We start from the raw sequence: 22,161 nt of genomic DNA, 5'->3' as shown, positions 1-22,161 counted from the left end.
CCCGGCCGATCCTCGCCTCAAGGCCGAGGATGACGAAAGAACAAACGCTCGTCCTCCCGGGCGAGCCCCGCAAGACCCGAAGATCGCCAAGGGGCCAATCCGTCTTGGCACGATTTGCCTCGACTTCGGCAAGATTTCGTGTCACTCCCGCACCTCATGAAACCTGATATCAAGATCTGCGGATTGAAGACCCCAGAGGCTGTCGATCGCGCCGTGGCGCGGGGCGCCACGCATATCGGTTTTATCTTTTTTCCCAAAAGCCCGCGTAATATTGCGCCGGAGGTTGCTGGCGAGATGGCGGACCGTGTCCGGGGGCGCGTGAAGATCGTCGCCGTCACGGTGAATGCCGACGACGAGGAGCTGGACGACATCGTTTCACTGCTCCGTCCGGATATCCTGCAGCTGCACGGCAACGAAAGCCCGGAACGCGTCCTGCACTTGAAGGCGCTCTACGGCCTGCCGGTCATGAAGGTTTTTTCGGTCAGGGAGGCCGGCGATCTCGACCGCATCGACGCTTATATCGGCGTCGCCGACCGTTTCCTGTTCGATGCCAAGGCCCCGGCGGGATCCGAACTTCCGGGCGGCAACGGCGTTTCCTTTGACTGGAGTGTGATGGCTTCGCTTGACGAAAGCGTGGATTACATGCTTTCCGGGGGATTGAACAAGGATAATGTCGCTGCCGCGCTCGCGTCTACCCGCGCAACCGGTATCGATATGTCGTCCGGTGTGGAAAGTGCGCCGGGCGTCAAGGACCTTGGCATGATCGATGCGGTCTTCGATGCTATCGCAGCAGCGCGGCAGAAGATCGCCTAAGGAGTTGAGAGTGAACCAGACGCCACAACCCAATTCGTTTCGTTCCGGCCCTGACGAGGACGGCCGTTTCGGCATTTTCGGCGGACGCTTCGTCGCCGAAACGCTGATGCCGCTGATCCTGGATCTGCAGGGCGAATGGGAGAAGGCGAAGACCGATCCTGTCTTCCAGAAGGAGCTGGCGGATCTCGGCGCTCACTATATCGGCCGTCCAAGCCCGCTTTATTTCGCCGAGCGCCTGACGGCCCATCTCGGCGGAGCGAAGATCTATTTCAAGCGCGAAGAGCTCAACCACACCGGTTCGCACAAGATCAACAACTGCATCGGGCAGATCCTGCTTGCCAAGCGCATGGGTAAGACCCGTATCATCGCAGAAACCGGTGCCGGTCAGCACGGCGTGGCCTCAGCCACCGTCGCCGCCCGTTTCGGTTTCCCCTGCGTCGTGTACATGGGCGCCACCGACGTCGAGCGTCAGGCCCCCAATGTGTTCCGCATGAAGCTCCTTGGTGCGGAAGTAAAGCCGGTGACAGCCGGGAACGGCACGCTGAAGGACGCCATGAACGAGGCGTTGCGCGACTGGGTCACCAATGTCGATGACACCTATTATCTGATCGGCACGGCTGCCGGCCCGCATCCTTACCCGGAAATGGTCCGCGACTTCCAGTCTGTCATCGGCACTGAAGCCCGGGAGCAGATCCTGGAAGCGGAAGGCAGGCTTCCTGATGTCGTCATCGCCGCGGTGGGCGGCGGCTCCAACGCAATCGGCATCTTCCATCCCTTCCTGGACGACCAGGATGTAAAGATCGTCGGCGTCGAAGCAGGCGGCCGCGGGCTTCAGGGCGAAGAACATTGCGCTTCCATCACCGCCGGCACGCCGGGCGTGTTGCATGGCAATCGCACCTATCTGCTGCAGAATGAAGACGGGCAGATCCTCGAAGGCCATTCGATTTCGGCGGGCCTCGATTATCCGGGCATCGGCCCTGAGCACAGCTGGCTGCATTCCATCGGCCGGGTGGAATATGTGCCGATCATGGACCAGGAAGCTCTGGACGCATTCCAGGTTCTCACTCGACTTGAAGGCATCATTCCGGCACTGGAGCCGAGCCACGCCCTCGCAGAAGTCATCAAGCGCGCGCCGAAAATGGGCAAGGAAGAGATCATCCTGATGAACCTCTCCGGCCGGGGCGACAAGGATATCTTCACCGTCGGCAAGATTCTCGGAATGGAACTCTGACATGACAGCTCGTATGGACAACCGTTTCGCGGCGCTGAAAGCCGAGGGCCGTCCCGCTCTGATCACCTATTTCATGGGCGGCGATCCGGATTTCGAAACGTCGCTGAACATCATGAAGGCTTTGCCGGAGGCCGGTGCGGACGTCATAGAACTCGGCATGCCGTTCTCGGATCCGATGGCCGATGGGCCAGCAATCCAGATGGCGGGTCAGCGGGCGCTCAAAGGCGGCCAGACCCTTTCAAAGACGTTGGAACTGGCGCGGAAATTCCGCGAAGGGGACAACGAGACGCCGATTGTGATGATGGGCTACTACAATCCCATCTATGTCTACGGCGTCGACAAGTTTCTCGATGACGCAATCTCGGCCGGGATAGACGGCCTGATCGTCGTCGATCTGCCCCCGGAAATGGACGATGAACTTTGTATCCCGGCTCTTGCCAAGGGCATCAACTTCATCCGACTCGCAACACCTACCACCGATGACAAGCGTCTGCCGGCCGTCCTCAAGAACACGTCCGGTTTTGTTTATTACGTCTCGATGAACGGCATCACCGGTTCGGCTCTGCCGGACCCGTCGCTGGTTTCGGGCGCCGTCAAGCGCATCAAGGGCCACACAAAGCTGCCCGTCTGCGTCGGCTTCGGCGTGAAGACGGCCGATCACGCCAAGGCGATTGGCGCTGCGGCCGATGGCGTTGTGGTCGGCTCGGCAATCGTCGCGCAGATTGCGGGCAGCCTGACGAAGGACGGTGCGGCAGGTCCGGATACAGTCGCAGCTGTTTCGACCCTGGTTCGCGGCCTGGCGACCGGCGTACGCGCCGCCCGCCTTGTTGCCGCCGAATAGTTTACCCACATTAGGCAAGATTCCAACGGGAGTACGCCCAAGTGAACTGGATCACCAATTATGTCCGGCCACGTATCAATTCCATGCTTGGCCGCCCGAACCGGGACGTTCCGGAAAACCTCTGGATCAAATGCCCGGAAACCGGCGAAATGGTCTTCCACAAGGATCTGGAAGAGAACAAGTGGGTCATCCCCGCATCCGGCTATCACATGAAGATGCCGGCCAAGGCGCGACTGAAGGATCTGTTCGACGGCGGCCACTTCGAATCGCTGCCGCAGCCGAAGGTCGCTCAGGACCCGTTGAAGTTCCGCGATTCCAAACGTTACGCCGATCGCCTCAAGGACAGCCGGGTAAAGACTGAGCAGGAGGATACCATCCTGGCCGGCGTCGGGCAGGTGCAGGGTCTGAAGCTCGTCGCCGTCGTTCACGAGTTTAATTTCATCGGCGGTTCGCTCGGCATGGCAGCCGGCGAGGCGATCGTCAGGGCCTGCGAACGGGCGGTTTCCGAAAAGTGCCCGCTGGTCATCTTCCCGGCTTCCGGCGGGGCGCGCATGCAGGAGGGCATCCTGTCGCTGATGCAGCTTCCGCGCACCACCGTTGCCGTCAACATGCTGAAGGAAGCGGGCCTGCCCTATGTCGTCGTGCTGACCAATCCAACGACCGGCGGCGTCACCGCTTCCTATGCAATGCTGGGCGACGTCCACATTGCCGAGCCGGGTGCTGAGATCGGTTTTGCCGGCAAGCGGGTGATCGAGCAGACGCTGCGCGAGAAGCTGCCGGAAGGTTTCCAGACTTCGGAATATCTGCTTGAACACGGCATGGTCGATATGGTCGTAAAGCGTCACGACATCCCGTCGACGCTGGCAAGAATCCTGAAAATGCTGACGAAGCAGCCGATCCAGCAGGCGATTGCAGCACCGGTTGCGGCCAGCGCCTGACCGATTGACGTGTCGAGAGCCGGAGCGGCGGGATGAGCACGATGAACGAGCCCGTTGTCAGCGCGGCTGAACAGGAAATCGACAAGCTGATGGCCCTTCATCCGAAGGGTTTCGACCTTTCGCTTGATCGGATCACACGGCTTCTCGAAGTTCTCGGTAATCCGCATAAGAAATTGCCGCCGGTCATCCACGTTGCAGGCACCAATGGAAAGGGGTCGGCGACGGCTTTCTGCCGGGCGCTGCTCGAGGCGGGCGGCTATGCAACGCATGTTCATACTTCCCCACATCTCGTGAATTGGCACGAACGTTACCGGATCGGCGTCACGGGTGGGCGAGGCCAGCTGGTCGATGATGCCATGTTAGCGGATGTGCTGCGACGTATCGCTGCCGCAAACGACGGCCAGACCATTACGGTCTTTGAAATTCTGACGGCGGCTACCTTTCTGCTCTTCTCCGAGCAGCCGGCCGATGCGGTCATCCTCGAAGTCGGCCTGGGCGGCCGTTTCGATGCCACCAATGTCATTTCCGATCCGGCCGTCTCCGTCATCATGCCGATCTCGCTGGATCATCAGGCCTATCTTGGCGATCGTGTGGAACTGATCGCTGCGGAAAAGGCGGGCATCATGAAGCGCGGCCGGCCGGTCGTCATAGGGCACCAGGAATTTGAGGCAGCCCAGGATACACTGGTTTCCACCGCGGAGCGGCTGGGCTGTCCGATGTCTGTCTACGGTCAGGATTTTTCCGCCCACGAGGAATTCGGCCGCCTGATTTACCAGGACGAATTTGGCCTTGCGGATCTGCCGCTGCCGAGACTTCCCGGTCGGCACCAATATGCCAATGCCGCAGCGGCGATCCGAGCCGTCAAGGCGGCAGGCTTTCCGGTGACCGAAGCCATGATGGAAAAGGCGATGGCAACGGTCGAGTGGCCGGCCCGGTTGCAGCGGATTACCGAAGGCAAGCTTCTGGGTCATGCGCCGGAAGGCGCGGAAATCTGGCTGGACGGCGGACACAATCCCGGTGCCGGCGAGGTGGTTGCCGAAGCTATGGCCGCCTTCGAGGAGCGCCAGCCTCGGCCGCTCTATATCATCGCCGGGATGATCAATACCAAGGATCCTGTCGGATATTTCCGGGCGTTCGCAGACATTGCCGAACATGTCTTCACCGTCCGCATCAGGGGCAGTGAGTCGGCACTCGATCCCGTGGTCCTGGCCCATGCCGCCTTCGATGCAGGGCTGGTCGCGGAACCGGCGGGCTCGACGGAGGAAGCCTTGCGGGAAATTACGGAAAGGCAGCTACCCGGAGCCCCGCCGCCCCGTATCCTTATCGGCGGATCGCTTTATTTCGCCGGCAACGTGCTTGCCGACAACGGCACTCCACCGAAATAAGGGTCCTTTTCGGAAACAGCAAAAAACCCGGCTGCAGGGGACAACCGGGTTTTTCGAGGTCATGCTGCGTAAAAAGGCTTAAGCGGCGCCGGAGATCCAAGCCGAAAGGGCAGTCTTCGGAGCGGCCCCGACCTTGATGTCGGCCACTTCACCGTCCTTGAACATCGCGAGCGTCGGGATCGAGCGTACGCCGAACTGGGCTGCCAGTTCCGGGTTCTCGTCGATGTTCAGCTTGGCGACCTTCACCTTGCCTGCCAGCTCGGTGGCAATTTCTTCGAGGCTCGGAGCGATCATTTTGCAGGGACCGCACCATTCAGCCCAGAAGTCCACGACCACCGGCTCGGCCGAATTCAGGACTTCGGACTGGAAATTGCTGTTATCGACTTTCACGGTAGCCATAGGGCTCTCCTTCACGATTCTCTGTTGGTGTAAATGTGAGACGGGCGCTCAAAGTTTTCAATGGCGGTCATCTCACTTTGTTTTGAGTTCTGCAAGCGAACGTGACAGGAGTTCCGGTGGTAGGGTAATAACGGCAGCTGTTTCGGTATAAACGAGGATGCAGTCGAGGTCTTTTGCCGGATAAAGCGGCTTCAGGATTTCTCGGTATATGGCAAGCTGGGCGCGATGGGAAAATGGCACGTCGTCTGGCGTCTCTGGCGGAACGCGATTGGTCTTGTAGTCGAGAATGATCACCCGATCTTCCGTCACCACGAGCCGGTCTATTCGCCCGGAAATGGCATAGTCCTTTCCCTCCAGAGCCAGGGTCCCCATGATCGAGACCTCGGCCTGGCTCTTTTCGGAAAAGATTGGCCGGAGCTCGGCCTGCGAAAGCACCGACATGACGCTGGCCACGAGATTGTCTCGCTCGGCTGCCGGCCAGAAGCGTGCGGCCCGCTCCGCATAGCGCCGGGCGGCGGTCTCCCGCTCGGCCTCGGGAAACTCCGTCAGCATCTGCAGCATGCGGTGTACGAGCCGGCCCTTTTGCAATGCGAGGCCGACACTTTTTTCTTCGCGGAAGAGCGGTGACGTGACGATCAGATCGTCGGCATCGTCATCGATCATGGCGCCGGCACCCGAAGGGCTCAAGGGACGTGGCAAAAGCGTCTGCGGCGGTAGCGCCCTGGAGAGGGCGGCAGGCAGAGCGCTTTTGTCTCCTGACGCCGGGAGCCTTTCCTGACTTTTCTCGATCCTGCCGGCAGTTCCAGGCAGCCGCCATTGAAAGCCACTCCATTCCCCGTCCGCACCGGAGAACTGCACCGGCTTGCAGCGGTTTTCGTCGGCTGAGAGCGCCCTGGCAATCATGGCCTGCCAGGTGTCGGGATTGTCGATCTTGCCGCGGTAGCCGCAGACGATCAGCCGGTCGGCGGCGCGAGTCATGCCAACGTACAGAAGCCGGCGGTATTCTTCCTCGGTCGACCGTCTTATCCGCTCGTCATCGGCCGCCGTGAGGGCATTGGCGAGCCCCTTCCCCGGAACCCAGGCCGGCACTTCCTCACCCGCAATCCTCAGCAATCTGAACTTTGGCACATGGGAGGAAATGAACGCTTTCGAACCGCTGTCCACGAGAAAGACGACCGGTGCTTCTAGCCCCTTGGAGGCATGCACGGTCATAATTCTAATCTCGTTTCGTCCGCCGTCCTGCTCGCGTTTCACCTCGGGAGATTCCAGCTCAAGCGTGGAAACGAGGGCTTGCAGCCCAGGCAGACCGTTGGTTTCGTGATCCAGGGCGAAGGTTAGAAACTCGTCGAGGATGTCGCCGGCTTCGGTGCCGAGCCGACCAAGGAATTTACGCCGGCCGCCATACTGGCCGAGAATCCGTGCAAAGAGATCATGCGGGCTGACCTCCCGCGAAAGCGTCAGGAGATGCTGTAGCCGGTCCGCTGCATTGCGGAACCGCAAAGGCTGTTCTTCCGCCAGGCCGTTGAGTTGTGTCCAGGCGCTCGCATTCGCCGGGCGAAGCGCTGCGATCTCGAAGACATCTTCTTCCGAAAGGTTGAAGAGCGGACTTTTCAGGAGAGCGACGAGCGACAGATCGTCCTGAGGAAGCAGCAGGAAACGCCCGAGCGCCAGCAGGTCCTGCACGGCGATGTGGCTGGTCAGCCGCAACCGATCCGCACCGGCGACAGGAATGTTGTCGCGCCGTTTCAACGCCCGGGTGAGCGCATTGACGAAAGCGTCGCGCTTGCGGACGAGCACGAGGATATCACCGGGCTCGATCAGTCGCTCGACGCCCTTCTCGATAATGGTTTCGCTGCCGATCATTTCGCCGATCCGGTTGGCGATCCGGCTTGCAAGAATGGCGGACGGGGCCTTATCGGGCGTCGAGTCGAAAGGCGCGGTCCAATCCTCCTCCTGCTCGGAGGCTTCCGGCATCACGACGTCCCAGAAATCGACGGCCCCGGGGTGACCGATCCGGTTGGAGCGGTGCTGAACGGGCTCGCCCAGCGCGCTGAGACCCCTCGAATTCTCTTCCAGCGAAAACACCTGGTCGACGGCGGCCAGCACGTCGGCGGTGGAGCGGAAGGAGAGGGGAAGCCGTACCGGATGGAACGGCTGACCGCTTCCCGTCACCCGCCTTTCGGTTTCGCTGCGCTCCTCGGCAAAACGTTCCGGCCGCGCGCCCTGGAAAGAATAGATAGATTGTTTCTCGTCCCCAACGGCGAAGATCGTGCGCCGGGCCGCCCGCGCGCTGGCCCCGGAATAGAAATCCTCGGCAAGCGACTTGATGACCGTCCACTGAACAGGGCTGGTATCCTGCGCCTCGTCGACAAGGATGTGGTCGATGCCCTGATCGAGCTTGTAGTGCACCCATGCACCGACGCCCTCACGGGTGAGGAGCTCTGCGGTACGGGCTATCAGGTCTTCGAAATCCAGCAGACTGCGCCGTTTCTTGAGGTCCTCATAGTCTTCGTTGAGCCGCCGGGCGAGCGCCAGTGCCGCCTTGGTTGCTTCGAACATGCGGATAAGCCGCAGCCGGTCCCGGCATGCAACGATATGCATGCGGGCGGCTTCGATCGCTTGCGCCAGCTCCGGCGCGGTTGTGACCATCGCTTTGGCAATCAGCGAGCTGTCCGCCTTCGGCTTGCCTTCGCGTGTCAGGAAAATCTGGTCGAGATGCTGAGCCCGCTTGAAGACGTCGGGCTCCCTCTGGACCATCCGAAGCCCGTAGGCCACCTCCGTTACCTTTTGCCCCCCTTTCTGGTCGGCCAGGGCCAGATAGAGGTCGAGCGTCAGGCCTGAAAGAGCTGGCAGCGGCCAATAGCCGGCTGCGATGCTCTCTTCGGTATCCGCCGGCTGAAGCCCGAAGGCGCGTTTCAATTCAACGCCGACGCCACCGTGGCGCTCCGCCCGCGCGACGAAGCGGCGGATCGCGGTGCGGTTCGAAATAATGTCGGACAGCAAGGTCTCGAGGCCGAATTCGTCACCGAGATCGAGTACATGCGCGAACGCTTCCGCAAGTTCCGGGTCCTCTTCCGCGGACGTGGCGGTCAGCAGGGAGCGGCGGGCTTCCGCCAGCAGCGCGGATGCTGCGCGGTCGTCGAGAACCGAAAAGTGGCCGGCAACATTGGCTTCAAGCGGGAACTGGTGGAGCAGCGCCTCGCAAAAGGCGTGGATCGTCTGGATCTTCAGGCCGCCCGGCGTCTCCAGCGCCTTTGCAAACAGCCGCCGTGCTTCGGCAAGTTTAAACGAATCCGGCTCCTGTCCTTCGATGGCTGCGATTCTTTTCCGCAGTTCGTCGTCGGAGAGCACCGTCCACTCGGACAACCTCTGAAAGACGCGGTTCGACATTTCCGACGCCGCAGCCTTCGTGTAGGTGAGGCAGAGGATGGAGGAGGGCCGGCATTCGGAAAGCAGAAGCCGGATGACACGCTGGGTCAGAACATGGGTCTTGCCGGAGCCGGCATTGGCCGATACCCAAGCGGAACTGACCGGATCGGAAGCCAGCGACTGCTGCACTGTCGTCCAGTCGATCCACCGCAGCGGATCGTCGTCCTCGGGAAGGTGGTCATTCATCCGTTTCGGCCTCCCCGTCGTCATCCGCGGTGGACCATTCCGCCACACGGGCAAGGTGGTCGTATTCGCCGCCGAAATCGCCTTGCATGAACGGGATCAGCCGGGATGCGAAGCCGGCTTGACCGGTGCGCAACGCAACGACGAAACGAGTAAGCTGCTCAAGCGATTCCTGGGCCAGATCCAGGGCTGATTTGGGCTGGCGTTTCGCCGTTGCGTTTGCATCCTCGTTGTTGACCTTTTCCGACTTGAAACGGTCTCCGGGCCGCAGGCGGACATAGACGAGGTCCTTCGGCTGCAGCAGCCCCGCGTCACGGAATGCCCCCGCCATCAGGGCGGCTGCTTCGAGCGCCAGCTGGGGGTCGAGCAACGCCCGTGCCTGCGAGACGGACGGGCTGAGGCCGGTTTTGTAGTCGATGAGATCGGCCTGGCCGGAGCCCGTGATGTCGATGCGGTCGGCAATGCCGGTGACGCGTATGCCGGCAGGCTCCAGCTCCCAGCCGGCGCCGACTTCCGTCAAGGTCTTGCGGACGTCCGGAGCGCGGCCGGTTTCCCAATCGAGGAACGCCCGGGCGACGTGCCGGAAACGCGGCCGCCAGACCTGATCGATATGCGGCGGCAATTGTGCGGCGTCGAAAAGCTCCTCGGTGATTCGCTTCATCGCTTCGCTTGCTGCCGGCGATCCGGGTTGGTGGCCTTCGCGGGTATGGCGATCGATGATGGCGTGATAGAGCGTGCCGCGTTCCGAGGCGCCTGGATCTTGATTGAATGGTGCAAGCGGATCGAGCTGCAAGACGCGGCGGGCGTAGACGGAATAGGGGTCGCGGCGCAGCCGACCCACTTCGCTGAATGAATATTTCGTCGGCTGCAGCTCGGCCGGCGGTTTCGGAGCAGGGCGCTTGGCTTGATCCTGCCTCTCGCCTGCATCGATGACCGCGGCCCAGTCGCGATATTGCTGACCGCGGGCTTTCAGCTCGTCAGCGAAGGACTTGCCGCCGAGCGCAAGCAGCCTCTGCAGCCAGCGCGAGGCCACGGTCGGGGTGGAACCCTGGCGCAACGAACGCGACAGGATAAGGTGGCGGGTTCCGCAGGCCATTTCGAAGTCGTGAGCCAGCTGTCCTATGCGCCGCTCAGGCGGCTCAAGGCCCATATCCGTCTTCATCGTCCGGGAAAGGAAGGGGTTGTTCACCGTCTGGCCGGGCCAGGAGCCCTCGTTCAGCCCGCCGAGGATCATCATGTCGACGCTCTGCAGGCGGGCTTCCAGCGTGCCGAAGATGAAGACACGCGGATGGCTGAGGGAGCGTGGCTTTACCGCTTCCCCCGTCGTCAGCGCCATCACGATATCGACCCATTGCGGCCCGTCCGCCTCCATCTGGCCGTCCGTGTCGATGACCTCCGACAGGAGGCTCGCCAGCCGCTCCCCCGCTTCGCTTGACCAGAGGGCAGCGAGATTTCCCTTTTCGTCTATGCAGATCGCCTCCAGCGCCCGACCGGTTCGCTCCGCCCAGTCGGAAAGGAGAAGACGGGTCGTCAGCCCGCGACCATCGGGACGTCTGCGAAGCAGCGCGCCGGCAAGCGGTTCCACCGCTTCGGATAGGCGGCGGGCCAGATCACGGGCCTGGTCTGCCGCTTCTCGGGTCAAAGAGAGCCGCCAACGGGGCGGGTGCCTGTCGTCCAACTGATCGGCGAGCTGCTTTTCAAGCAGCGGCTCCAGAGCGGATATGTCCATGTCGCCGACTCCCCCGCGCAGTGCCAGGACTTCCAAGGCTTCGACGGCGGTGCGCAGGTCGCCCGACGGAAGGCCGAGACGCAGGAGGGGATGCTTCAGAAGTCCGACGATGGCCACCGGATCTCCCGGTCGCAGCGTCGCTTCCAGCAGGAGCTGGGTGATCGTGCCTTGCGGCGTGCCGGAAAGGGGCGAGCCGGCCGAATCGTCTGCGATGACGCCGAAGCGTGCGAGTTCGGCGGTGACCCGGCGGGCAAGCATCCGGTCGGGCGTGATGAGCGCAGCTTGGCTGTCTCCGCCGTTTCTGCCGGGTTCCTCGAGCGCCAGACGCAGTGCAATCGCGATCGCGACGGCTTCTTCGCGTTCGTTGGCGGCCTCAATGAGGGATACTTCGGCGAATGCCCGCCCGAGTTGGTGAGGGTCAGCCGCTTCCCGCCAGCTATTCCAGCGATCGGTTGCCTTGGCGGGGACGAGGGCCTGCGAGATTGCGGTTGCCCGGAATATCAGTTCGTCCGGCACCTCACCCAGGATGCGGACATCGTCCCGCGTGACGCCGAGCTTCTGCAGCAGCCGCCATAGGCCGAATTGCGGGTGGCTGCGGCTTGCGGGTTCGGACAAGCCGTCGATGGCGTGTTCGCCAATCGTCGCCCATTGATCCGCCGGCATGGAAAGATCGAGACCGGGCAGGACCACGGTTCCGTTCGGCAGCCGGGAAATGGCTGCGATCAGATCGGCCGCAGCCGGCACGGAACCTGTGGAGCCCGCCACGATAACAGGCCCTTTGTGATCGCGTGTAGCGATCCTTTTAGCCTCGCCACGCAGGATTGCTGCCTGATGTCTTGCCGGCGAAGAACGTTTGAGTTCCTCCAGGCGCGCCGGCCAAAAGGCGCTGGCGATCGACAGGAACTCCGCAGTCAGCTGCCACCAGAGCGCATGTTCACCCGTGTTCAGGTTCTTCAAGTCAGACCAGTCGCGATCCTCGGTCTCGACCGCGGTGATGAGCTCGGAAAGCGCCCGAGCAAGCCAGATTGCATCGGCGGGGCTTGCGGGGGCCACAAGCGGCGATTCCGAATGTATGTCGAGCACGATCTTCGGAAGCTGGTTGCGCCAGGCAAGGATCAGCCGCCCGAGTTCCAGGAGGCTAGCGGTGCCGCCGATCGGCAACGCCAGATCCATTTCCTCCGGTGCCGCAAGGTCGAAATAGCCGCTGTCGTCGTCCGTTTCCCCAAGTGGACGAATGACCGGCAGGATCGTCGAGCGACCGCCGAGAAGATCGACGAATTCCGAGCGCAACACGCGGGCGGAACGCCGCGTCGGCACGAAGATCGTTACATTTGCGAGCGAAAGCGGTTCGGAAGGATCGTAACGGAACGTCTCATCGAGGCGCCCTTCACAAAGGGCAGTGGCCAGCGTTTTCAGAAACGGCGCGCCCGGCGGGATGGAAAACACGCGTTTCTGCCGCATATCCACGGCTCAGGCTCCCGCTGAATGGCGGGTAATGACCGCCTCGGCGGCAGGCAGGGCTTCCGGTGTGCCGACGGTAATCCATTCTCCCTCCATCATCATGCCGAACAGGCGGCCTTTTTCGATCGCCCGGTCGAAATAGATGTTGAGATTGAAGGCATCCGCCGGCGCCTCATCGAGGAGGGAGGAATGCATGACGATCGCGCCGGCATAAACGACTGGGTTATCGCCGCCATCGGCATAACGAAAGAGGCGCCCATCCGGGTCGAGCTGAAAATCCTTCTTGCCGTTGTGGCCGGTGGTCCGTTCGAGGGGGACGCAGAGGAGTGCCAAATCCATCGCATTCGGATCGAAAAATTCGGCAAGGCGCTGAAGGTTCGTCTTTGCGCTTGGTTTTTCGCCGATCCAGAAAAGATCGGCATTCATGACGTAGAGGAGACCCGGATCCAGCAGTTTGAGCCCCTTGGCGAGGCCTCCGCCGGAATTCATCAACGCCGCACGTTCATCCGAGATCACGATTTGCAGACGGGGATAAGCTGCAAGATGTGCCTCCATCATGCCGGCAAAATGGTGGACGTTGACGGCCGCGCGCCTGACGCCGGCATCCGCCAGAGCGTCGAGCGCATAATCGATCATCGGCTTGCCGGAGACGGGCACCAGCGGCTTGGGCATCGTATCGGTGATTGGCCGCAAACGGGTGCCGAGGCCTGCGGCAAGTACCATGGCCTGTTGGATGGTGGTCATGCCTGCTGTTTTAGAGCCGTGGCTATGATTCGGGTAGCTCTATTCCGACCTTCTTGCACCATTCCCGCAGAGGCGTCAGGGTTTCGTGCTTTAAAGCGGTTGCAAGGTAACCAAGCGTGCGGGGCATGTGCTTCATATAGCCCGGTTTGCCATCCCGCTGCATGAGCCGCACCCAGAGGCCCGAAAGCTTGCAATTGCGTTGAGCCGCCATGATCGCCCAGGCTTTGTGGAAAGCCGGTTCGTCGAAGGCGCCGAGCGAGCGTCGTAGGGTCACGTAGTCGACCATCATCTGGTCGGCGAGCGGTTTTGGTATGTCGACCCGCGCATCCTGGACGATCGACGCAAGATCATAGGCCGTCGGACCGATCATCGCATCCTGAAAATCGATCAGCCCGACGCGGTGCACGCCCGACTCGTTTGGGCGCCAGATGATATTGGGTGAATGGAAGTCGCGCAGCAGAAGGTTCTTTTCGGAACCTTCCAGCTCCCGGATCAGGCCAGCCCAGATTGCAAGATAGTCCTCCCGCTCTTCTTCGGTCGCCGGAGTGCCGCGTTTCCACGGCAGATGCCAGTCGACAAGAAGCCGAGCTTCCATAGCCATTGCGGTCGGATCGAAGTCCGGAATGTGGTGGATATGGCTTTCGCCGACGGGCAGGTCCTGCCGCATCTCGTGGCTGTGCAGAAAAGCAAGACATACGACGCTTTCACGGTAGCGCTCCGGGATCGGTCGACCGTTCGCGTCCAGGACGCCTTCGCTGCCGAGGTTCTCGATCAGCAAAATGCCCTGGTCATAGTCGACATGCAGGACCTGCGGCGCAGCCAGCCCCAGTTCGCGCAGATACTGGGCGATGGCGACGAAAGGATAGGCGTCTTCGGCCAGATGCGCCACCTTGGGGTAAGGTTTGCCGTCGAGTACGGCCGGACCTGCGGGCGGCTTTGGCCAGTCCATCAGGATCAGTGTCTCGCCAGCCGATGTCGTGATCTTCTCGTAAGCCCGCATCGAGGCGTCGCCGGTCAGGAAACGGCGCCGAGCGTTATCATGACCATGCTTGCTCAAAAACGCACGGATCGCCAGAACCCGGCGGACGCGCTTCATCTGGGCTTCCGGTCCCCTAATCGTTGCTTGTCGCCCGCCTTCATGATGTTCGAGGCGCAGGGAGATACGTGTGGAGGGCAACAGGTCGTCGGCGATTTCCGGCCACTCGACAAGGCAGATGCCGTTTGCGAGCGCTTCATCGAAACCGAGCTCATCCAGCTCGGAGGCGTGACCGAGCCTGTAGAGGTCGAAATGCGCCACCGGAATCCGCAGGTCGTAGCTCTGCACGAGCGTGAAGGTCGGGCTTGGGACTTCCAGCTCGTCATCGTCGGCCAATGCCCGCAGCAAAGCGCGGGCAAGTGTGGATTTGCCGGCGCCGAGATCGCCGGAAAGAGCCAGCCAGTCGCCTTGCCTGAGCGCAAGTGCCAAATCTTCCCCCAGCCGAATCGTGTCGGCTTCGTTGGCAAGAAGAAGCGTTAAATCCGTGGCGCCCGTCATTCGGCGGCGACGGAATGTGTCTTGCCGGCGGCGCTCGGAACGCGGCAGGTGACGGTCGTCCCCTGGCCCGGCTGGCTGTCGATCGTGACGTCACCGTGATGCAGATTGACGAAGCTTTCGACGATCGACAAGCCGAGGCCCGCGCCGCTGCGCTTGCCACCCTTGGCGCTGGAGGAGAAGCGGTTAAAGACGTTCTTCAGTATTTCTTCCGGGATGCCGGGGCCTCTGTCGGTCACGGAGAAGAATACGTCATTGGGGGTGCGCCAGCAATTGAGGGTGATGGCTGACCCTTCCGGCGCAAAATTCGTTGCATTGGTGAGCAGCTTTATGAGGATCTGCTTCAGCCGTTGCTGGTCCGCGACGATCGTGCCCAGGCCGGCCGGCGCGGTGATGGCAAGCGTAACTCCGTTTTCGTGCAGCCGATCGGCAATCTGCATTGCCACGTCATCGAGCAGATCGTCGATGGCCAGTTCCGAATAATGGAGCTGCATGATGCCTGCATCGACGGTCGCAAGGTCTAGAATGTCGTTGACGATCGTCAGCAGGACCGAGGACGACGTCGAGATGTGGTCGATATATTCCGATTGCCGCTCGTTGAGAGGACCGATGCCCGGCGTCTTCAGGAGATCCGTAAAACCGATGATATTGGTGAGCGGCGAGCGAAGCTCGTAGGATACGTGCTGCACGAAATCGTTCTTGATCTCGTCGGCCTTCCGCAACGCTTCGTTCTTCTCCTTCAGCGCCCGTTCGGCCCGCGCACTTGCCGTCATATCGACAAAGGTGAACATCGTCTGGGCGTTCGGCAGCGGGGTCACGGCATAGTCGAGGACCAGGCCCGAATAGAGCTCGAAGGTTCCCTGAAGCGAGGGCCGTTCGTCATCGAAATTGGTCAGCATCTGGCCAAACCGGCGCCAGCCGTCCGGCTTGTCGTAGGACGGCGCGCAGGCCGCCTCGATCGCCTTGATGTGAGTGTTCGGCTTGGCTTCGTCGGCCGTGATGCCCCACAGCGCCCGGAAGGCCGGGTTGGAGAGACGGATGCGCCCGTCCGGACCGAAAACGGCAACGCCTTCGGAGAGGTGGTCGATGGTTTCGCCCTGAACCTTGACCAATGTATTGTAGCGGGTTTCGAGGCTCACCTGCTCGGTCAGGTTTTCAAAGACCCATGTGGCGCCGCCCTGCGGATGCGCCGTGGCAATCACGCGCAGCGTCTGGCCATTCGGTAGATGCCAGAGGTCCGTCTGCGTGTCCGGCGAGCGGTACACGGAAAGCGCGGTTTCCTTCCAGCTCCGCCAGTTGAGCTGCTCCGGCAATTTGCCTTCGCTGCGCAATTTGTCCAGCAACTCACTATTGTCCGGCCGCGAATCCAGGAAGGGAAGGCTTAGGCCCCAGAGCTGGGCAAAGGCCTGATTATAGAACTGCAGCCGGCGGTCCCCATCGAAAATCGCAACCGGGGTTGCGAGGTGATCAAGAGTTTCCGCATGACTTCTCAGCGTTCGCTTCAGTTCCTCGCGCACCGCTTCCGCCTCGGACACGTCTATAGCCATGCCCGCGGAACCGCCCGGCATGACGACGTCCACAACATCGAACATGGTCCGGTTGCCATGCACCACTGTCGAAATCCGGTCATGGAAAGGTGAGGCCGGCGTCGCGGCCGCCTTGATCTTTTCGCGGGCGATCGTGCCGAGGAATTCGCGTCCCTCTTCGATTGCCCGATCTGGCGTGGGCGCTTCGACGGCGTCGCCATAGGCGTGGTTGACCCAGCTGAGTTTACCTTGATGGTCTCGCCGCCATACCGGCTGTTCGATCGCATCGAGCAGCGAGTGGAATAGGGAAATCGAGCCGGCAAGCCGTTCGCGTTCGATTTTCAGTTCGGCAAGCTCGGCGCGCAAGTTATTGAGCGCGATAAAGCGCACAAAAGCCTTGCCACCCGAAACGCGGCCCTGAACCTCGAGAATCTCGTCCCGGTTGGTCTCGACGATCATATCGAAGGTGCGTGCTTCGCTGCGAAGAAGCTCAATCGACTTTTCGAGTTCGCCTGCAGATAGGCTGCGAAGCCAGCGGCCGAACGCCAGGAAGTCGCGATCCTGCTGTGGAGCTCCGGTCTCCGCTGGCAGCTGGCCGAGGAACTCGGGCTTCGATGCTCCGCCCTCCCAGATGACGATGCGTCGGTTCTTGTCGGCGATCAGGGCCTCATATTTGGAAATGCGTTGTTGTGCATCCGAAAGTGCGCTGCGCATTTCCTGCGTCTCGGCCTCCATATTGCCCCGTTGACGCACCAGCCAGACAGCGGAAAGAAGCGCGGCGCCAAGTGCGCCGAGGACGACCGATGAAACCACGACTTCGGTTGAGGAAAAGAGGCGGGTCGCTTCCGTGGCGGACTGCTGCGCAAGAGCAGCTGTCGCAAGTCCAGAGAGAGCGGTTCCCGAAAGAATGGCGCTGCCGAAGCGGGCGAGACGATTGAATCCGCCCGCAGCCGCTCCGTCATCCGGATCTCCGGATACGGATTGCGAGGCCGGAGAACCAACTCCGTCGCAAGAGGGATCGGCCTGCTTGAACAGGCTCGTTATTTTTACCGACATAACCGGTCTGTCTCCGTCCAATTGCCGCTCATCGACAAGACATACCATTTCGTGCCTTGCCCGGAGCCGACGACCTGAGGTCGACGGGCCGGAACCGCACGAATCATTCATAAAAGGATACTTGTTAAGGGAATCGCCGGGAAGGGATTCGGCCAAAAAAGAGGCCGCAGCCTATTGTCAAGGCTGCGGCCGCTACATGTTGTGGATTAACCGGCTACCGATTAATAGCGGTAGTGTTCCGCTTTGAACGGCCCTTGAGTCGACACGCCGATATAGGCAGCCTGTTCCTCGGAAAGTTCGGTCAGCTTCACGCCGAGCTTATCGAGGTGCAGGCGCGCGACCTTCTCGTCGAGGTGCTTCGGCAGGATATAGACCTGGTTCTGGTACTGACCCTGGTTGGTGAAGAGCTCGATCTGCGCCAAAGTCTGGTTGGTGAAGGACGCGGACATCACGAAGGACGGGTGACCCGTCGCGTTGCCGAGATTCAGGAGGCGGCCTTCCGACAGCAGGATGATGCGGTTGCCCTTCGGGAACTCGATCAGGTCGACTTGCGGCTTGACGTTGGTCCACTTTAGGTTACGGAGTGCTGCGACCTGGATCTCGTTGTCGAAGTGACCGATATTGCCGACGATCGCCATGTCCTTCATCGCGCGCATGTGCTCGATGCGGATGACGTCCTTGTTGCCGGTGGTGGTGATGAAGATGTCTGCCGTCGAAACCACATCCTCGAGCACCACGACTTCAAAGCCGTCCATCGCTGCCTGCAGCGCGCAGATCGGATCGACTTCCGTGACCTTGACGCGGGCGCCGGCTCCGGCGAGCGAAGCGGCCGAACCCTTGCCCACGTCACCGTAGCCACAAACGACGGCAACCTTGCCGGCCATCATCACGTCGGTACCGCGACGAATGCCGTCGACCAGCGACTCCTTGCAGCCGTATTTGTTGTCGAACTTCGACTTGGTGACGGAATCGTTGACGTTGATCGCCGGGAAGGGCAGCAGGCCCTTCTTGGAGAGTTCGTAAAGGCGGTGAACGCCGGTCGTCGTCTCTTCCGTGACGCCCTTGATGGCGTCGCGCTGCTTGGTGAACCAGCCCGGCGAAGCCTTCAGGCGCTTCTTGATCTGTGCGAAGAGGATTTCCTCTTCTTCCGAACCCGGGTTCGACAACACGTCCTCTCCGGCTTCGGCGCGGGCGCCAAGCAGGATATACATGGTGGCGTCGCCGCCGTCGTCGAGGATCATGTTCGAGAAGCCGCCATCGGCCCACTGGAAGATCTTGTCGGTATATTCCCAGTATTCGGTCAGCGACTCGCCCTTGACGGCGAAGACGGGGATGCCGGCTGCCGCGATCGCGGCTGCAGCGTGATCCTGCGTCGAAAAGATATTGCAGGATGCCCAGCGGATTTCAGCGCCGAGTTCCTTCAAGGTTTCGATCAACACCGCCGTCTGGATGGTCATGTGCAGCGAACCGGTGATGCGAGCGCCCTTCAACGGCTTCGATTCGCCGAATTCGGCGCGGCAGGACATCAAGCCTGGCATTTCAGTTTCGGCAATGTCGAGTTCCTTGCGGCCGTAGGCGGCAAGATTGATATCCGCGACGACGTAATCCTTTTCAGTGCTCATGAAGCTCTCCAGGTGTTCGATAACGCTTGCCTCGCGTGCAGGACGCGCGACAGATCGCCCAGGCAGGCGAAGGCTGCCAGCGGTTTAGCAGGCTTACGGTCACGAGGCAACCAGGATATAAAGAAGTCTTTATATCTTTATATCAGGACGAAATGACGAGAAAGGTTAGGCTTCTTCGCCGAATTTGTTCGCTACGAGCTGTCCGAGCGCTTCCAGCGCCTCAAGGGCCTGCTTGCCGGCAGCGGCAACCTCGATGGTGCAGCCGGTGCTTGCGGCGAGCATCATCAGCCCCATGATCGATGTTCCGCCGACCGTCGTGCCGTCCTTAGAGACGGTGATCTGCGCATCGAAGCTTTCGACCATCTGCACAAATTTAGCGGATGCGCGGGCGTGCAGGCCGCGCTTGTTGACGATCAGGAATTCGCGGGAGAGGGAGGACGACATCCGGGCGTTGGTTCTCATTTGCCGCTGAGGACACGGCTTGCGACATTGATATATTTTCGGCCGGCCTCCGACGCTTCGGCGAGGGCCTTGTCCATGTTGTTGTCGCTGCGCACCCCGGCAAGTTTGATGAGCATGGGCAGATTCATGCCGGCGATAACTTCCGTCTTGCCGCTTTCCATGACGGAAATGGAGAGGTTGGAAGGGGTGCCGCCGAACATGTCGGTAAGGATGATGACGCCATGGCTGTCATTTGCCTTGCTCACGGCATCGACAATGTCCTGCCGGCGTTGGTCCATGTCGTCTTCGGGGCCGATCGATACGGTTTCGATGAATTTCTGAGGTCCGACGACATGCTCGACTGCATGACGAAATTCCTCAGCCAGCTTGCCATGAGTGACAAGCACAAGTCCGATCATGAAAACTGCCCCCTGCTATGGAAACTCGCGGCATTATCGCATCGCAATAAAGCCGTCCAGCGGTGGGAAGCCATCTTCTCCATGTAGAATCGAAGTTCAAGTTAAAAAATCAGGCGGCCGGACAATCAAAAGGGGATTTCACCGTGGAGATCGGAGGCAAACGCTGCGAGAACCGCAAGCGGATCAGGCGTTCCTTGCCATATCCTGATGAGCGGAAGCTCTCCGATGCCGGCAATGGAGAAACGTTCGTTTTCGGGTGGGAGCCGCTCGCTTTCCGGATGGGGGATGACTGCCACGGCGAGATCGAGTACGGCGGCCGCAATGCTCTCAACCTTTGCAATGCCGCTGCCGCGTAATTCGATAAGCTCCGCGATCGGGTCGGGACGGCTTGCGACGAGCTGCTCACCGTGGCGAGAGACGAAAACCTGGTCGTCGGCGACCAAAGCCGCAAAGGCACCCTGTCTTCGGGCTGCGGCGATGCAGGCGAAGGCGAGCATGGATTTGCCGCTGCCGGAAGGCCCAGTGAACAAAATTCCGCGCGTGCCCAGAACCACGGCCGTGGCGTGGATGTTGAGCGTGCCTCCGTTCATTGCGTTTCGCCGGCCGGCAGCGAGAGGACGAATCGCGCACCCGACGTGGCGCCGGTTTTCGGGTCGTGCAGGTTCTCAGCCTTCAGCGTACCGCCATGGGCTTCCGCGATCTGACGGCTGATCGACAGACCAAGGCCGGAATTCTGGCCGAAGCTCTCGCCTTCCGGCCGGTCGGTGTAAAAGCGCTCGAAAATCCGGTCGATATCTTCCGCCTGAATACCAGGGCCATTGTCATCGACGGTGATGGTGACGCTGTCCTTGATACGCGACAGGCGGATCGAAATGCGCCCCCCTTTCTCCGGTACGAAGGAGCGGGCATTTTCGATGAGATTGGTAACAATCTGCCCGAGGCGGAGATCGTGGCCGTTGACGAGATAGGCCGATTTGTTGCCACCCTTGCGGTCGACCGCCAGGTCGATCTCTACCGGCTTGCGTCCGGTTCGTATCTGGCGCGAGATATCGACCAGATTGCCGAGCAGGTTTTCCATGTTGACCGATGAGGCATCGGAACGGGCAAGCTCCGCATCAAGCCGCGAGGCGTCGGAAATGTCGCTGATGAGGCGATCGAGGCGGCGCACGTCGTGGAAGATAATCTCCGTCAGCCGCTGCTTCGACTCCTCCGACTTGGCAAGAGGCAGGGTTTCCACCGCGCTTCGCAGCGAAGTGAGCGGGTTCTTGAGTTCGTGGCTGACGTCCGCTGCAAAACTCTCGATCGCATCGATCCGATCATAAAGCGCGTTGGTCATTTCGCGCAGGGCGATCGAAAGGTTGCCGATCTCGTCCTGCCGGTAGGCAAAATCCGGGATCTCCTCGCGTTGCTTGGCCCCCCGCCGCACCCGGATAGCCGCTGCCGCGAGCCGCCGCAGCGGATTGGCGATAGTCGATGACAGGAGCAGCGACAGCAGGATGTTGACCAGTGTCGCGACGCCGAAGACCCGCATGATCGCCAGCCGCTCGGCATGTACGATCTTGTCGATATCGCCGGCCTGGGTCGAGAGCAGAAGTACGCCAAGGACAGCCCGGAAACGCTGGACAGGGACCGCGACGGATACGATCAACTCGCCGCGGTCGGTGACGCGCACCAGCGCTCCGCGCACGCCCGTCAGCGCATTCATCACTTCCGGATAAATCGAGCCGTCACCGCCCGGAGCTTCCTTGTAGACCGGCAAATTGCCCGGCTGCAGAAGGCGGTTGAAAAGGCTGCCGAACCATTCGCTCCAGGTCTGCGTCTCGTTTTCGACCGGTGGCAGGTCAAATCGCAGGACTTGGCCGCGCGAATAGAGATGGCGGGAGTCGAGCAGCAGATTGGCGTCGGCGTCGAAGATGCGGGCGCGCGTGCGGGTCGGCGAAATGAGACGCCGCAGGACCGGGGCCACCCGTTCCGGATCGATCGGAAAATCCAGATCCTCGTCGTTCGGCACCGGCGTAATGCTTTGGCCGGCCTGAAGTTCGAGAAGCTTTTGCGGATCGATGGTGATCGAGTTGGTGTCGACGGACGCGGAGGCCGAGATCGCCCCCGCAATGATCTCGCCTTGGGTCAGAAGGCTTTCCACCCGGGCGTCGATCAGTCCCTCGCGGAACTGGTTGAGGTAAAGGATGCCCGCGACGAGAACAACCGTCGCGGCGATGTTGAAAAACAGGATGCGGCGAGTGAGGCTGGAAAAGACGGCGTGGCCGAACACCCGGCGGATGAGCGTGAAAGGCCGCGACCAGAAACGCCGCGGCGCGCGGCGCGCCTCGACCTTCTCCGTTCTGGCCATTTCATTGTCGAATGTCTGATCTGCCACTGCAGTCCTTCCACCGGACCAATTATCTCTGGTCCG

Annotated in this window: 16 protein-coding genes; 5 read left to right on the top strand and 11 right to left on the bottom strand. The window is 61.2% G+C overall.

The genetic code is table 11. The annotated features are described in order from the left end of the window. Positions 1–156 precede the first annotated feature (156 nt). From EDE09_RS13750 to EDE09_RS13730, 5 genes are read left to right on the top strand one after another with little or no spacing between them, the layout of a single operon-like run. A complete protein-coding gene (locus EDE09_RS13750) occupies positions 157–813 on the top strand; it encodes a phosphoribosylanthranilate isomerase (RefSeq protein WP_132411206.1) in 657 nt (218 codons plus the stop codon). Between the two features lie 10 nt (positions 814–823). Beyond that, entirely contained in the window at positions 824–2,044 is a 1,221-nt protein-coding gene (gene trpB / locus EDE09_RS13745) for a tryptophan synthase subunit beta (protein WP_132411042.1), read from the top strand. Between the two features lies 1 nt (position 2,045). Then, entirely contained in the window at positions 2,046–2,885 is an 840-nt protein-coding gene (gene trpA, locus EDE09_RS13740; RefSeq protein ID WP_132411040.1) for a tryptophan synthase subunit alpha, read from the top strand. Between the two features lie 41 nt (positions 2,886–2,926). Further along, positions 2,927–3,823: an acetyl-CoA carboxylase, carboxyltransferase subunit beta gene (gene accD / locus EDE09_RS13735; protein WP_105372222.1), complete on the top strand. Its 897-nt coding sequence runs from the start codon at positions 2,927–2,929 to the stop codon at positions 3,821–3,823. 32 nt (positions 3,824–3,855) lie between these two features. Beyond that, the gene (locus EDE09_RS13730; RefSeq protein ID WP_132411038.1) at positions 3,856–5,208 is read left to right on the top strand and encodes a folylpolyglutamate synthase/dihydrofolate synthase family protein; all 1,353 of its coding nucleotides are present in this window, start codon (positions 3,856–3,858) and stop codon (positions 5,206–5,208) included. Positions 5,209–5,286: 78 nt separating this feature from the next. On the opposite strand, the gene trxA is transcribed toward EDE09_RS13730, so the two are convergent. The 11 genes from trxA to EDE09_RS13675 form a co-directional block, all read right to left on the bottom strand. Beyond that, positions 5,287–5,607 (bottom strand): thioredoxin, encoded by a 321-nt coding sequence (trxA, locus tag EDE09_RS13725; RefSeq protein WP_132411036.1) that lies wholly within the window; start codon positions 5,605–5,607, stop codon positions 5,287–5,289. Between the two features lie 72 nt (positions 5,608–5,679). Beyond that, complete coding sequence (addA, locus tag EDE09_RS13720; RefSeq protein WP_132411034.1) at positions 5,680–9,222, bottom strand: double-strand break repair helicase AddA; 3,543 nt, start codon at positions 9,220–9,222, stop codon at positions 5,680–5,682. Beyond that, on the bottom strand, positions 9,215–12,409 hold the full coding sequence (gene addB, locus EDE09_RS13715) for a double-strand break repair protein AddB (protein ID WP_132411204.1): 3,195 nt from the start codon (positions 12,407–12,409) through the stop codon (positions 9,215–9,217). The genes addA and addB overlap by 8 nt, the downstream gene beginning before the upstream one ends. 9 nt (positions 12,410–12,418) lie before the next feature. Then, on the bottom strand, positions 12,419–13,153 hold the full coding sequence (locus EDE09_RS13710; protein ID WP_132411032.1) for a nucleotidyltransferase family protein: 735 nt from the start codon (positions 13,151–13,153) through the stop codon (positions 12,419–12,421). 22 nt (positions 13,154–13,175) lie between these two features. Next, positions 13,176–14,687, bottom strand: coding sequence for a tRNA (adenosine(37)-N6)-threonylcarbamoyltransferase complex ATPase subunit type 1 TsaE (tsaE, locus tag EDE09_RS13705; RefSeq protein ID WP_132411030.1), 1,512 nt, complete (start codon positions 14,685–14,687; stop codon positions 13,176–13,178). Further along, the gene (locus EDE09_RS13700) at positions 14,684–17,266 is read right to left on the bottom strand and encodes a PAS domain-containing sensor histidine kinase (protein WP_132411028.1); all 2,583 of its coding nucleotides are present in this window, start codon (positions 17,264–17,266) and stop codon (positions 14,684–14,686) included. The genes tsaE and EDE09_RS13700 overlap by 4 nt, the downstream gene beginning before the upstream one ends. A gap of 221 nt (positions 17,267–17,487) precedes the next feature. Further along, entirely contained in the window at positions 17,488–18,888 is a 1,401-nt protein-coding gene (ahcY, locus tag EDE09_RS13695; protein WP_105372230.1) for an adenosylhomocysteinase, read from the bottom strand. Positions 18,889–19,053: 165 nt separating this feature from the next. Beyond that, on the bottom strand, positions 19,054–19,332 hold the full coding sequence (locus EDE09_RS13690; RefSeq protein ID WP_105372231.1) for an HPr family phosphocarrier protein: 279 nt from the start codon (positions 19,330–19,332) through the stop codon (positions 19,054–19,056). A gap of 14 nt (positions 19,333–19,346) precedes the next feature. Beyond that, on the bottom strand, positions 19,347–19,748 hold the full coding sequence (locus tag EDE09_RS13685; protein ID WP_105372232.1) for a PTS sugar transporter subunit IIA: 402 nt from the start codon (positions 19,746–19,748) through the stop codon (positions 19,347–19,349). 125 nt (positions 19,749–19,873) lie between these two features. Beyond that, a complete protein-coding gene (locus EDE09_RS13680; protein ID WP_112796089.1) occupies positions 19,874–20,338 on the bottom strand; it encodes an HPr kinase/phosphatase C-terminal domain-containing protein in 465 nt (154 codons plus the stop codon). After that, positions 20,335–22,098 carry a sensor histidine kinase gene (locus tag EDE09_RS13675; RefSeq protein ID WP_245505144.1) on the bottom strand — a complete coding sequence of 588 codons (1,764 nt, stop codon included), beginning with the start codon at positions 22,096–22,098 and terminating at the stop codon, positions 20,335–20,337. Before EDE09_RS13675 ends, EDE09_RS13680 begins: the two co-directional genes overlap by 4 nt. Positions 22,099–22,161: the final 63 nt, after the last annotated feature.

Source organism: Neorhizobium sp. S3-V5DH (assembly GCF_004343065.1).
GTDB classification, from domain to species: domain Bacteria; phylum Pseudomonadota; class Alphaproteobacteria; order Rhizobiales; family Rhizobiaceae; genus Neorhizobium; species Neorhizobium huautlense.
Note: the sequence above shows the minus strand (reverse complement) of the source record. Positions and strands in the feature narration are given on the sequence as shown.